Annotated in this window: 11 protein-coding genes and 3 pseudogenes; 3 read left to right on the top strand and 11 right to left on the bottom strand. The window is 65.4% G+C overall.

Features of this window, described 5'->3' with window-relative positions; translation table 11 throughout:
- The 8 genes from livM to VD964_RS10560 form a co-directional block, all read right to left on the bottom strand.
- The coding region (livM, locus tag VD964_RS10595; protein ID WP_324868351.1) for a high-affinity branched-chain amino acid ABC transporter permease LivM at window positions 1–1,302 on the bottom strand (1,302 nt) is incomplete at its 3' end.
- A gap of 5 nt (window positions 1,303–1,307) precedes the next feature.
- Entirely contained in the window at window positions 1,308–2,213 is a 906-nt protein-coding gene (locus VD964_RS10590; protein ID WP_324868349.1) for an ABC transporter permease subunit, read from the bottom strand.
- Window positions 2,214–2,403: 190 nt separating this feature from the next.
- Window positions 2,404–3,558 (bottom strand): branched-chain amino acid ABC transporter substrate-binding protein, encoded by a 1,155-nt coding sequence (locus VD964_RS10585; protein ID WP_324868347.1) that lies wholly within the window; start codon window positions 3,556–3,558, stop codon window positions 2,404–2,406.
- Between the two features lie 110 nt (window positions 3,559–3,668).
- Entirely contained in the window at window positions 3,669–4,358 is a 690-nt protein-coding gene (locus VD964_RS10580; RefSeq protein WP_324868345.1) for an HAD family hydrolase, read from the bottom strand.
- Between the two features lie 12 nt (window positions 4,359–4,370).
- Window positions 4,371–5,135, bottom strand: a complete 765-nt coding sequence (locus VD964_RS10575; RefSeq protein ID WP_324868343.1) for an enoyl-CoA hydratase/isomerase family protein — start codon at window positions 5,133–5,135, stop codon at window positions 4,371–4,373.
- A complete protein-coding gene (locus tag VD964_RS10570) occupies window positions 5,132–6,454 on the bottom strand; it encodes a phenylacetate--CoA ligase family protein (protein WP_324868342.1) in 1,323 nt (440 codons plus the stop codon). The genes VD964_RS10575 and VD964_RS10570 overlap by 4 nt, the downstream gene beginning before the upstream one ends.
- A gap of 32 nt (window positions 6,455–6,486) precedes the next feature.
- Entirely contained in the window at window positions 6,487–6,897 is a 411-nt protein-coding gene (locus tag VD964_RS10565; RefSeq protein ID WP_324868339.1) for a thioesterase family protein, read from the bottom strand.
- Window positions 6,898–7,100: 203 nt separating this feature from the next.
- Window positions 7,101–9,173, bottom strand: coding sequence for a sigma-54 interaction domain-containing protein (locus tag VD964_RS10560; protein WP_324868337.1), 2,073 nt, complete (start codon window positions 9,171–9,173; stop codon window positions 7,101–7,103).
- 143 nt (window positions 9,174–9,316) lie between these two features.
- Here VD964_RS10560 and VD964_RS10555 point away from each other — a divergent pair, with 143 nt between their 5' ends.
- The gene (locus VD964_RS10555; protein WP_324868335.1) at window positions 9,317–9,550 is read left to right on the top strand and encodes a hypothetical protein; all 234 of its coding nucleotides are present in this window, start codon (window positions 9,317–9,319) and stop codon (window positions 9,548–9,550) included.
- Between the two features lie 34 nt (window positions 9,551–9,584).
- Complete coding sequence (locus tag VD964_RS29905) at window positions 9,585–9,737, top strand: DDE-type integrase/transposase/recombinase (protein WP_414637123.1); 153 nt, start codon at window positions 9,585–9,587, stop codon at window positions 9,735–9,737.
- Between the two features lie 262 nt (window positions 9,738–9,999).
- Here the strand turns inward: VD964_RS29905 and VD964_RS10550 are convergent.
- Window positions 10,000–10,464, bottom strand: a pseudogene (locus VD964_RS10550) (3-methyl-2-oxobutanoate hydroxymethyltransferase); the annotation flags it as partial.
- 111 nt (window positions 10,465–10,575) lie between these two features.
- Between VD964_RS10550 and tnpC the strand changes: the two are divergent.
- A complete protein-coding gene (gene tnpC / locus VD964_RS10545; RefSeq protein WP_324868333.1) occupies window positions 10,576–11,922 on the top strand; it encodes an IS66 family transposase in 1,347 nt (448 codons plus the stop codon).
- 22 nt (window positions 11,923–11,944) lie between these two features.
- On the opposite strand, the pseudogene VD964_RS10540 reads toward tnpC, so the two are convergent.
- Window positions 11,945–12,331: pseudogene (locus VD964_RS10540) on the bottom strand (3-methyl-2-oxobutanoate hydroxymethyltransferase); the annotation flags it as partial.
- A gap of 329 nt (window positions 12,332–12,660) precedes the next feature.
- A pseudogene (locus VD964_RS10535) lies at window positions 12,661–12,768 on the bottom strand (IS5/IS1182 family transposase); the annotation flags it as partial.

Here is a 12,768-nt window from a genome sequence, read left to right as displayed (position 1 = left end):
CACCACGCCGATCTGGCTGCCCATGCCGCCCAGCACCACGATGGCCAGGATGATCGCCGACTCGATGAAGGTGAAGCTCTCCGGGCTGATGAAGCCCTGGCGCGTGGCGAAGAAGGAGCCGGCGAAGCCGCCGAACATCGCGGCAATCGCAAAGGCCGCCAGCTTCATGTTGGTGCGGTTGATGCCCAGCGAGGCGCAGGCGATGTCGTCCTCGCGCAGCGCTTCCCACGCCCGGCCCAGCGGCAGCTTGCGCACCCGCAGCGTGAACAGGTTCACCACCAGCGCCAAAGCCAGGATGAGGTAGTAGAGGAAGATGATGCGGTGCAGCGGCGAGAATTCCAGCCCGAACATCTCGTGGAAGGCGGCCATGCCGTCGGCCGGGCTGCGGGAGAAGTCGGCGATGCCGAAGAAGCTCGGCCGCGGAATGCCGGAGATGCCGTTGGGACCGCCGGTGAACTGGTACCAGTTGACCAGGATGATGCGGATGATCTCGCCGAAGCCCAGCGTCACGATGGCGAAATAGTCGCCGCGCAGCCGCAGGACGGGAAAGCCCAGCAGCACGCCGGAGATGGCCGCGAGCACGCCCGCCAGCGGCAGGCAGACCCAGAAGCTGAGCCCGAAGTAATGCGCCAGCAGCGCATAGCTGTAGGCGCCGACCGCGTAGAAGGCGACATAGCCGAGGTCGAGCAGGCCGGCGAGGCCCACCACGATGTTCAGGCCCCAGCCCAGCATGATGTAGGTCAGCAGCAGGATGCCGATGTCCAGGATCATGCGGTCGGCCAGCGGGGTCAGCGGCAGGACGGCGGCGAAGGCGACGGCGACCGGGCCGATGTAGCGGCTGGCATGCTGGACCTTGGCCGCGAAGCGGTCCATGCGCTTGTCGCGGTCGACCTGGGACAGCTTGGAGCGGCCGGTGGCGACCGTCATGGCGGCACGCAGCGCGATGACGCCGCCGCCCAGCACCAGCACCAGGCGCAGCACCTGGGTCGGCATCGGCAGCAGCAGCCCGACGCCGGCGCAGATCAGCGCCAGGATCAGCACCGGCAGCGCCATGCCCTGGCGGATCAGCCCGAGCCCGAGGCGGCCCAAGAAGACCAGCAGCAGCGAGGCGACGACCTCCTCCGGCCGGGCTTCGATGCCAAGGCCGGTGGGGCGGTCGACCGTGCGCAGGCCGACCAGCGGGACGGTCAGCAGCAATGCCACGAAGGCGGCGAGCGCGGCGTCCTTGACGGTGGCGGCCCAGTCGACGCCGCGCGAAACAGCGCGCCCGGCGGATGAGACGGTGTTGGAGTGCAGGGTCATGGCGCTTACACCTTCTCGATCTCGGGCCGGCCGAGCAGGCCGGTGGGCCGGAAGATCAGGACGAGGACGAGGATGGAGAAGGTGGCGACGTCCTTCCATTCGGAGCCGACATAGCCGGACCAGAAGGCTTCGATCAGGCCGATGACGACGCCGCCGAGCATGGCGCCGGGCAGCGAGCCGACGCCGCCGAGCACGGCCGCGGTGAAGCTTTTCACGCCGGCGAGGAAGCCGATGTAGAAGTCGATGACGCCATAGATCAGCAGCACCATCATGCCGGCGACGGCGGCCAGCGCTGCGCCCATGACGAAGGTCAGCGAGATGACGCGGTCGACGTTGACGCCGAGCAGGCCCGCCATCTTCTTGTCCTGCTCACAGGCGCGCTGGGCGCGTCCCAGCGAGGTGCGGTTGATCAGCATGGTGAAGCCGACCATGAGGACGAGGGTGATGATGATGGTGGCCAGCCGCACGTAGCTGACGGAGACGGCGCCGTCCATCAGGGTGAGGTTGCCGGGCAGGATGGGCTGCAGCGGCTTGGAGCGGGCGCCCTGGAGGATCTGGATGTAGTTCTGCAGGAAGATCGACATGCCGATGGCGGAGATCAGCGGCGCCAGCCGGGGCGAGGAGCGCAGCGGCCGGTAGGCGATGCGCTCGACCGTCCAGCCATAGACGCTGGTGAACAGCATGGAGGCGAGCAGCATGACCAGCAGCGCCAACGGCACCCAGGTGATGCCGAGCGCGCCGATGGCCAGGAAGGTGATCAGCGCCACGAAGGAGCCGATCATATAAATCTCGCCATGGGCGAAGTTGATCATCCCGATGATGCCGTACACCATCGTGTAGCCAATCGCGATCAGGCCGTAAATCGCCCCAAGCGACAAGCCGTTGATCAATTGCTGGAGAAAATAGTCCATGAAGTCGTCGCCCGAAGTTTGAGGCCCTTTCCTGCACGAACGAGCGGCAGGAAAGGGCTTGGATGTCGGGACGGACGGCGCGATGCGCCACGGCGCCGCTCGTCCTGATTCGGGACGAGCGGCGGGCATGTCCCCGCGTTCGGCGGCCGTGGCTTCGGCTCCGTTCGTCAGGGCAGGCGTGCTGCCGGGATCACTTCAGGGGAGCGTAGGTGCCGTTGTTCCAGGCATAGAGCACGAAGGGCTCGGAGTTCGGATCGCCCTTTTGATCGAACCGGATGTCGCCCAACACGGTGCGGTAGGTGCCGGCACGCAGCGCGGCGGCGAGCCTGTCGCCCTTCATCGTCTTCGCCGCTTTGGCCGCGTCGGCCAGAACGTTGACGGCGGCGTAGGTGTAGAGGGTGAAGCCCTCCGGCTCGAAACCTGCGGCACGGAAGCGCTGCACCAGATCGGCGGTGCCGGCGTTGACGCGCGGATCCGGGTAGAAGGTGAACATCACTCCATCGCTGGCCGGTCCGGCAATGGCGGCGAACTCCGTGGTCGCCAAGCCGTCGCCGGCCACGAACCGGGTCTTGAGCCCCTGTTCGGCCGCCTGCCTCACCAGCAGTCCGGCCTCGGTATGATACCCGCCGAAGAAGACCACATCGACGTTCAAGGCTCTCATCCGTGCGACCAGCGAGGAGAAATCGCGCTCCCCCTGGGTGATGCCTTCGAACAGCACGACATTGCGGCCCTGCTGCGCCAGCTCCGTCCGCACCCCCTCGGCAATGCCCTGGCCATAGGTGGATTTGTCGTGGACGATGGCGATGGTCCGGCCGAGATCGCGGCTGACGATCTGCTTCGCCGCCACCCCTGCGGCCTGGTCGTCGCGCCCACAAACCCGGAACATGTTGGTCAGGCCGCGCTCGGTGATCGTCGGGTTGGTCGAGGCCGGCGTCACGATCACCAGTCCAGCTTCCGCATAGACGCTGGAGGCCGGAATGGTGGAGCTGGAGCAGAAATGCCCGACCACCGCCTGAACGCCATCGGCGACGAAGCGGTTGGCGACCGCCACCGCCTGTTTGGGATCGCAGGCGTCGTCGGCCACCTGCAGGACGACCTTCTCGCCATTGATACCGCCGGCGGCGTTGAGGTCGGCGACGGCGAGGTCGGCACCGCGCCGCATCTGCTCCATGAAGGAGGCGTATTGCCCGGTGACCGGCCCGGCGAGGCCAAGCTTGACATCGGCCGCCGCCGCCGTCGGCACCAGCGCCGCGAGCGAGATGCCGAAACGAAGCAGGTTGCCACGGAACAGCTTGCGGATGAACGTGTCGGATCGAGACCCAAATCGAGACATTGATCGAGACATGGAACTTCCCCATTCGTTGACGCGGCATGTTGTTGTGTCGTTGCATCCGTCCGCCGGGCCGCATGCGGCGGACGTGTCTCGGCAAAACCCGCCTTTCGGTGAGACCGATGTCAGAGGGCAAGCACCTCGCGCAATCCGGAGAGATCGGCGAACTCATGGTCCGGCCGGGGCTGCCACGCCCCCAGCCTGTCCTGCGTGCGGTTGATCCAGGCGACCCGCATGCCCAGCGGCTTGGCTCCGTCGATATCGGCCCAAGAAGCCAGCGAGGCGTGCAGAACCTCGCCGGGGGCCAGCGCCAGCCGTTCCAGAGCGAGGCGGAAGATGCGCTCCGAAGGCTTGTAGGCCCGGGCCATTTCGGCGGTCGTGACGCTCGGGAAGAAAGAGGCCAGCCGGCTGCGGGCGAACAGGTCGCTGTCCATGTTGGTGATTGGCATCAGCGGATATTTGGCCGCCAGAAGGGCGAGGATCTCAGGCACCTCAGGGTGCGGCGGCGCCTGCTCGACGAGGCCGGTCAGCAGCGTGTCGGTCAGGGCCGGAAGCTGGGCCGCATCCAGCCGCTCGATCCCGGCCTCGGCCAGCGTGGCAGCCAACGCTTCGGCGGCAACCTCTCGGTACCGGCGATAGGCGGACGACCGGTAGAGTTGGACGTTGCGCACATCCCAGTCGAGATAGAGGGCTGCGGCGTCCAGATCGCTGCGGCCCAGCCTGGACAGAACCTCCGTCATTCCAGCGGTGCCGCCGGCATCGACGTCCACCAGCGTGCCGAAATAGTCGAAGGTGACGGCTTTGATCTCGTCCATTTCTTTTCCTTCTCAAGACGACTTGCGGGCGGCGAAACGGGCGACGCGGGCGGCGGCTTCGGGATTGCCGAACGCTTCGATGGTGGCCGCCGCCTCCAGGTCCAGCGCGCGGCGCAGCGTGTCGGACAGATCGACGGTCATCAGGCGCTTCAGCCGGCCGGTGGAGAAGCGCGACTTCCCGGCCACCGTCGCCGCCAGTGCCGTCGCGGTGTCGAGCAGCGCCTCGCGGGGGACCACCCGGTTGACCAGTCCGAGTTCGGCCAGCCGTGCCGCCGATTGCCGTTCGCCCAGCAGCATCAGTTCCATCGCCCGCTGATAGCCGACCGCCAGTGGCAGCAGATGCGTCACCCCGCCGGTCACGAACTGGCCCCAGTCCATTTCGGGGAAGAAGGCCTGGAGATCGTCGGAGGCGACCACGAGGTCGCAGTTCAGCAGCCATTCGAACCCGCCGCCCACGGCAAAGCCGTGTACCGCCCCCACCACGACCTTCGATCCGAACATCAGGTCGTGGGTGATCTGCTGGATGCCGGCGATGTGGGCGCGGATCGCCGCATCGTCGCGGGTCTGCTGATCGAATTCCTTCAGGTCGTCGCCTGCGCAGAAAGCCCGCCCGGCGCCGCACAGCAGGATCACCGACACGTCCGGGCGCTCCGCCGCTTCGGTCAATGCGGCGTGAAGGTCACGCAGCAGGACGGTGCCGATGGCGTTCATCCGCTCCGGCCGGTTCAGCGTCACGCGACCGATGCCGGCTGTCACATCGAGATTGACCGTGCTCATGATGAAATCCTTTCAATCCAGTCGGTCTTGCCGGCGGTGCGCGGCAGCGTGTCGTGCGGGATCATGGTGACCGAGGCAGTCGCGCCGGCCTGTTCACGCACCGCCTTCTCCAGTTCCGCCGCTGCCGCGGACCATGCCGTTTCGGGTAGCCCCTCCGCCGCCTCGACGCGCAGCTGGATGCGGTCGTAGGGTCCCGGCCCGATCAGCCGGATGCGGAAATGGCCGGACGACAGCGTCGGCAGGCTGCTGACCGCCTTGCGGACCGCGCTGGGGAAGACGTTGATTCCACGCACGTTGAACATGTCGTCGGTGCGCCCGCTGACGCGAAAGCGCCAGGAGGTCCGGCCGCAGGCGCAGCGCCCGGTTCCGGTCACGGTGACGACGTCGCGGGTGCGATAGCGGATCAGCGGCTGGCATTCCTTCTCGATGTGGGTGCAGACCAGCTCGCCCACCGTGCCCTCGCGGATCGGCAGGCGGTTACCCTCCACATCGAGGATTTCGGCGAACAGATAGTCGCTGCCATGGAAATGCAGATCGGTGGTCGCCTCGCACTGGCTCCCCAGCGTGCTCAGCACCTCGCTGAGGCCGTAATTGGCGTTGCGCACGCCGAAGCCCCAGGTCTCCTCCATCGTCGCGCGGAAGGACGCATTGTCCAGACCGGCCTCGCCGCCGAACAGGCCGAGCCGAAGCCCAAGGTCGCGCGGTGCCGGACCGCCTTCGTCGCGCAGTAGCTTTTCCAGCAGGGCCGGATAGGACGGCGTGCAGGAAATGGCGGTGATCTTCAGATCGCGGATCGTCTGGAGAAGCTGCTTGGTGTTGCCGACGCCGAAAGGCACCACTGTCGCACCGGCCGCCTCCAGCGTCATGTGGTCGGTCACGCCGCCAGTCCACATGCAGTAGTTCAGGCAATGCACCACGCGGTCGGTCGTCCGCAGTCCGGAGGCATGCATCGCGCGGCCGCCGATGGTCGCGATGCGGTCGCAGTCCTGCCGGCTGTTGGCAAGGTTGAGCGCACGGCCGGTGGTGCCGGAGGTACGGTGCAGGCGGACGATGTTCGCCTCCTCACAGGCCACATAGTTGCCGAAGGGATAGGCGGCTTCCTGGCCGGCGCGCAGATCCTCCTTGTCGGTCAGCGGCAGATCCTGGAGGCCGTCGAGCGTCACCGGTGTCCCGATGCTGGTGGGCAGCATGCGTCGGTACATCGCCGACCGCTCGGACACATAGTCCCATTGCGCTGCCCAAAGGCGATCCTGCAGGGCGCGGATCTCGCCGTCGGCCAAGGTTTCAAAGTCGGGGTGGAAAAGATCGGAGGTCGGCATCAGGGCCTCGGTCTGGAAGGGGGAAGCACCGGTTACGAACCGGCGCGCTCGGCGGCACGGGATTCGATTGCGGATTGAGACAGGATGGCACGGGCGTGTCGGCCCTGGCCGATCTTGCCGCCGGCATCCTCGGACCACACGTTGAACCAGTAGAGAGCGCCCTCGCGGCCCGTGAAGCGGGCGCTGGTCCTCACCTGACCGCCGACCGCGGTCGGTGCGACGTGTGATACATCAAGCTTGGCCCCGACCGACAGCTCTCCAGACCGAAGCACGGGGCGCAGCAGGGCGGCGCAGGCGCGCTCCATCTCGGCGATCATCACCGGCGTGGCGAGGACCTGCGGATAATGCTCATCCGGGTCACGGGCGAAGGCGTCGGCCGTCATCGAGGCATCGACGACAAGTTGCACCGTTTCTACACGCTCCGGATCGAGTGGGCTTGTCATGCCGGCGGTCTCCTGTTCAGGGGGCTCGCCTGTCACTCCGCAACGCCTGTGCCAACCGTCTTCGAATTTGCAGAGAAGAATTTTTATAAAGCGATCTCAGTGCTTTATCTTGAGGTCAAGAGAAGCCGCCGATCCGGACGGGCATCACTCTCGAGAGCATCGTCAAAAGATGGAACGTTAGGAAATCTTACGATCGTTCAGAATTAAGACGCCTTGTCCGCTCCGGCGCGTTGCAGGACGATGCCGTAGTCGCGGATTTTGCTGTAAAGCGTCGGCCGGGCGATGCCGAGGATCTCCGCCGCCTTGGTCACGTTGTGATCGACATGAATAAGCGTTGCGGTGATGACGTCGCGCTCATGCTCGCGCAACGCTTTCATGGTGGGAACCATTGTGGAAGACGGGATTGGCGTCCGTGCATCACCCGGCGGATCAAACTGCTGAATCTCAGTGCCGTCGGACAATACGACGAGGCGTTCCAGCGTGTTTTCCAGCTCACGCACGTTGCCTGGCCAATCATACGTCGTCATGGCCCGCAGGGCAGCCTCGGAGATGGTGAAGACCGGCTTACCGGCGCTGGCGGCGTATTTGCGTAGGAAGTGGGTCGCCAGCATGGGGATGTCGCTTCTGCGGTCCTTCAAGGCCGGGATAGTGATTGAGACGACGTGCAGGCGATAATAAAGGTCGTCGCGGAACTCCCGCCGGGCGATGGCATCCTTCAGGTTCCGATTGGATGCGGCGATGACCCGGACGTCGATCGGTATAGGCCGGGTGGCGCCGATCCGGGTGACCTCGCGCTCCTGGAGGACGCGCAGCAGCTTGGCCTGGAGGTCGAGCGGCATCTCTGTGATCTCGTCGAGGAAGATCGTCCCGCCGGACGCCATTTCGAACTTGCCGGGCCGGCCGCCCTTCTGCGCCCCGGTGAAGCTGCCGGCGAGGTAGCCGAACAGCTCGCTTTCGATCAGCTCGCGCGGCAGGGCTGCGCAGTTCACAGCGATGAAGGGGGCGTCGCGGCGGTCGCCATGGGCGTGGATGGCCTGGGCGAAGACCTCCTTGCCGCTGCCACTCGGCCCGTTCAGCAGGATGTTCGCGGTGCCGAATGCTGCCTTGCGGGCATCGCCGATGGCGTGGCGCAGGCAATCCGACGTGCCGATGATGTCGTCGAAGGTGTAGCGCACCGGACTGCCGGCGATCTGCTGCGCAATCCGCTTGGCGCGGTTGAACTCGCGGAAGGTGTTCACGACCGATTGGACTTTGCCTTGGGCGTCTTTGATCGGAATGGCGGTGTCGATCAGATGGAGGTGGCGCCGACCGGAATCGATGATCAGCTCACGGTCGTAATAGCCGATGCCAGTGCGGAAGATCGGCGCGATGATCGGCTCGAAATCAAGCAGCTCGGCAAAGCGGCGGCCGACGCTCTGCTCCGGGTTCAGGGTCAGGATGCGGCCGGCTGGTGCGTTCATGTGACGGACCCGGCCATCTTCGTCCACCACCAGCAACCCATCGGAGATGCTGTCTACGATGGCCCGCTGCTCGACCAGCATGCGGTCGAGATTGCCGCTGGTTTCGACCGCGCTCAATTGGGCGCTGGTGCTCTCTGCGCAGAGCAGGGCAAGGCCGTTCAGCGTGTCCGTTCCGACCGACGCGTCCGACACCAGGGCGATGGCACCGTGCAGGGCGTTGTTCAAGCCGAACAGGGGGGCTGCGGCGATCTTGACGTCCATCAGACCGGGGCAGACATGCTGCCAGCCGGACGTGACCATGGGGCGCCGTTCCCGCAGGCAGAGATCGACGGCATTGGTGCCGACGGCATCCTCCGCCGCCGACCGTCCCTCCCTCAGACCGACGGCATCTAGCTGCTCGACGAAGGAGCGGTCCCCGGCCAAGCTGTGAATGATCAGATCGCCATCGACCAGAACGATGGAGACGGGATGATCGCGGCCCAGGATCAGACGGATCGAGCCGAGGATCAGCGCGCCGGTGGCAGCGATACTGCCCAGCAGCCCGTTTGCCAGCACGTCCGCTGAACGGTGCGCCGATGGACGGGAAGACTCCGTCGATGCCCGATCCCGCAGACGCCGCCAGGAAGACAGCACCGCCTCGTCCAAACTCCCAGCAGGCAGATCTTCGCCCTTTAGAAAGCGGTCGCGTGGCGTGTTTCCAAAGGCATCTCGTACCGGCATGGACGGATCCGTTACAGCGAAGGACGGCAAATGATACGGCTCCGTCAGCCTTTGCGCCAGCTTGCCCGGCAGGGCAGGGCTGATGGGGAGGATCACCTCCACTCTGGAGGTGAGGAATGCGCTACCCGCACTGCCACTCGATCAGGACAACGGAGCGTTCGGCCCGGATGGCCCACGGCTACCACTGATTCTGGCGCCGGGCGTATGGGCGCGGTTTCAACGAGCGTACCGGATCGACATTGAATCGCCTGCAGTTGCCAACCGACGTCCTCTCTCTGATCGTGCTGTTGCGCCTCCGGTTCAAGCTGAGCGCGCGCGATCTCGCGGAATTTCTGCTGCTGTGCTGCTTGGTCTTCTCGCGCCAGGCGGTGCACAACTGGGAGGCCAAATTGGCGCCGTTGCTCGCCGTTGCTCGCCGTTGCTCTGCGGCAGCGCTGGGGGAGCAAGACCGGTCACAGCAGGTCCGTGGATGAGACGTACCTGAAGGTCGGTGGGTGGTGGCAGTAGCTGTACCGCGCCATCGACAGCAACAGAAACCCAATTGATGTCTACCTGAGCAAAACCCGCGGCCGAGCGGCTGCCGACGCGTTCTTCCGCTCGGCCGTGGCAGTTACTGTCATCATCCTCAAGATGACCACCACCCATAAGTATGCCGGCTAGCTTCGGGCGCTGGAAGAGGTGTTCGGATCTGTCGGGCTCACGATGAGGGGCGCAACTTCCTGCGATCGGCGAACCGGCGCAAGCAGCACGCCCCGGCGGCGTAGCGACGGGCGATCCATGTCCAACGGTTCGCCGCGCTACGCGATATGCTCGCGGTCGCGTAATCCATGGCATCCGCCTGTGGACCATCGGGTCGTCAGCTCAGAATTGGCTCGACACCTGACGGAACCGATATCGTGCAGCTTGGCGCGAACCACTATGGTCACGGTGCCGTTTCAGGGGTAGGCGCCTTACGCGGGGCGAACACATGCTCCGGACCCGGGAAGCGACGATGGCGGACGCCCTCTGAAAATTCCAAAGCGGCCTGGATGACGGTCGGGCCGAGCTCGGCGTAGCGGCGTACGAATTTCGGAGTGAAATCAGTGAAGAGGCCAAGCATGTCGTCAGTTACCAGTACTTGGCCGTCGCAGGCAAGGGACGCGCCTATGCCTATGGTCGGGATCGCCACTGCCGCCGTGATGCGATTGGCCAATGGCTCCATCACGCCCTCGATCACCAGCGCGAAAGCACCGGCGTCAGCGATGGCTTGAGCGTCGGCCAATATGCGCTCGCCTTCGTCCATGCTACGGCCCCGCGCGCGGAAGCCGCCGAGCGTGTTGACCGATTGAGGGGTCAGCCCGACATGGCCCATAACCGGCACACCGCGCGCGGTCAGATAGGTGACGGTCGTAATTGCTCAGGGGGCTGGCCGGTAATGAGAGTGGCCGAGCTTAAGCTGGGTCGGAGGTGCTCCTAACGGGCCGTTGCCTCGCGAGGCTGGATATGAGTCAACCTATCCATGACTCGCCCCGATCTGTCCCGCCTGAGTTCGGAAGAGAAGGACGCGCTGATCCTGGCGCTGCTGGAGCGCGTCGCGGCGCTCGAGGCGAAGCTGAACCAGCCCGCGAAGACGCCGAGCAACTCCAGCCTGCCCCCCTCACGCGACCGGAAGGCGAACTATCCGCCGCGTCCTAAGAAGCCGCGGCGTAAGCGCAACGGCCCCGGAGTGACGCGCGCGTTGGCCGCCGATCCCGATCAGGTGGTGGACTGCCATGCGTACGCCTGCGCCCACTGCGGCACCGCGGTGGGCGCCGAAACTCAACGGCTGCGCCACGCCTACGATCACATCGACCTGCCACCCATCCGGCCGGTGATCACGCGGGTGCGCCTCTTCGGTCAGCGCTGTCCGGCCTGTCGGCGCCGGGTGCGCGCCACGCCGCCCGAAACCATGCCGCCCGGCTCGCCGTTCGGCCCGTCGATCATGACGATGCTGGCCTATCTGCATCACCAGCACGCCGTCGGCTACGATCGCCTCTCCCGGCTGATGGCCGAGCTGTTTGGGCTGCAGATCAGCGAGGGTGCCATCGCCAATGCGCTGTGCCGGGTGAGCCGCCCACTCGGCCAAGCCGTGGTGGCCATCGTGGAGCGGCTGCGCCAAGCCACCGTCATTGGCTGCGACGAAACCGGGGCGCGGCTCACTACGGTGGATCAGGGCACGCGCATAGGTTGGGAATGGGTGCTGGTCAGCGACAAGGCCGTCCTGCATCGCATCCACCCTTCGCGTGGGCGCGAGGTCATCACCGAGGTGCTGGGCGAGCATCGGCCGCGCTGTTGGGTGTCGGATCGCTGGGGCGCCCAGCAGGGCCATGCCGCCACCCACCAGGTCTGCCTCGCCCATGTCTTGCGCGACGTGCAATACGCCATCGATGCAGGTGAGATTGGCTTCGCCCCGGCCCTACGTCGGCTGTTGTGCTGGGTGATCGCGGTAGGGCGACGACGGCCGGACTTGAAGGACAGTACGCTGGCCCAGTATCGCGCCAAGGCCGAGCGGCGGCTTGATCACCTGCTGGGCATGCCGACCGTCACCGAGGCCGGCGCCGAGGTGCTGCGCCAGACCAAACGCTGGCGCTCCCAGTTCTTCACCTTCATCACAGACCGTGCCGTGCCGCCGACCAACAACGCCTCTGAGCAGGCCCTGCGCCCGAGCGTCATCTTCCGCAAGGTGACGAACGGGTTCCGGTCGCTCTGGGGCGCCGATGTCCACGCCCTCATCCGCTCCGTCATCGGCACCGGGCGCCTCAACGGCCTCTCGGCCCATCAGGCCATCTCACGCGCTATCGCTGGACAGCCAATCTTCGCCGACTGACCAGCCCCCTGAGCAATTACGTGACGGTCTTGGCCATCTCAGTCCCGCCCTCAAGTTTCACAGCCGCACACCCCGTCTCCGCCAGAATACGGGCGGCGTTGCCGAAGGCCTGCTGCGGCGACTCCTGATAGCTGGCAAAGGGCAAGTCGACAACCACACAGGCCCGTGTCGAGCCGCGTACCACGGCTGCACCGTGCGCAATCATCATGTCAACGGTCACGGGCAGCGTGCTGTCGAAGCCGTAAAGTACCATGCCCAAGCTGTCGCCGACCAACAGCAGATCGACATGCGAGTCTAACAGCTTGGCGAAAGACGCCGAATAGGCGGTCAGACACACGATGGGCTCACCGCCTTTGCGCGCGGCTAGGGTGGTGATGGTGGCGCGCTGGGCCAAGGCTGTCACACTCATTGTTGCTCCTCATCAGATCCGGTCACCATGGGGAAAAGCCGTGAGATCAGCGCGGCCGCCAAATCGAGCGGCGGCTTGGATGCAGGGACGACAACATGCAGCGTTGTCGATCAACCGGTCTGTTGCCGTAATCCCCGAATACCTAACAGTCTGGAATAAAGATGCGGGCGCTCAAGATTGTGGCTGAATTAAATACCGATAATCTTGCGCTGGAGAAATGAATAGTCTGCGCTTTGGAGTTGTTTTCTGTAAATTGCTCGAAATTTTCAAGCGGTGGCTACGTCATGTTCAAACATTAAGAGTCGGACTCGGAATCGGCATGGCTGTGGCTATGTCCGGGCCACCCGTCTTGAGAGCAGTTTGACGCTGGCGATGAAGATCCAGGCGACGGCACTCTCGACGGTGGCCTCGAAGTCCTTGGCGAGGCGGCGATTGCG

This window comes from Azospirillum sp. (assembly GCF_035628975.1).
Taxonomy (GTDB): domain Bacteria; phylum Pseudomonadota; class Alphaproteobacteria; order Azospirillales; family Azospirillaceae; genus Azospirillum.
The sequence above is the reverse complement of the archived record's forward strand: the minus strand, read 5'-3'. Positions and strand labels throughout refer to the sequence as shown.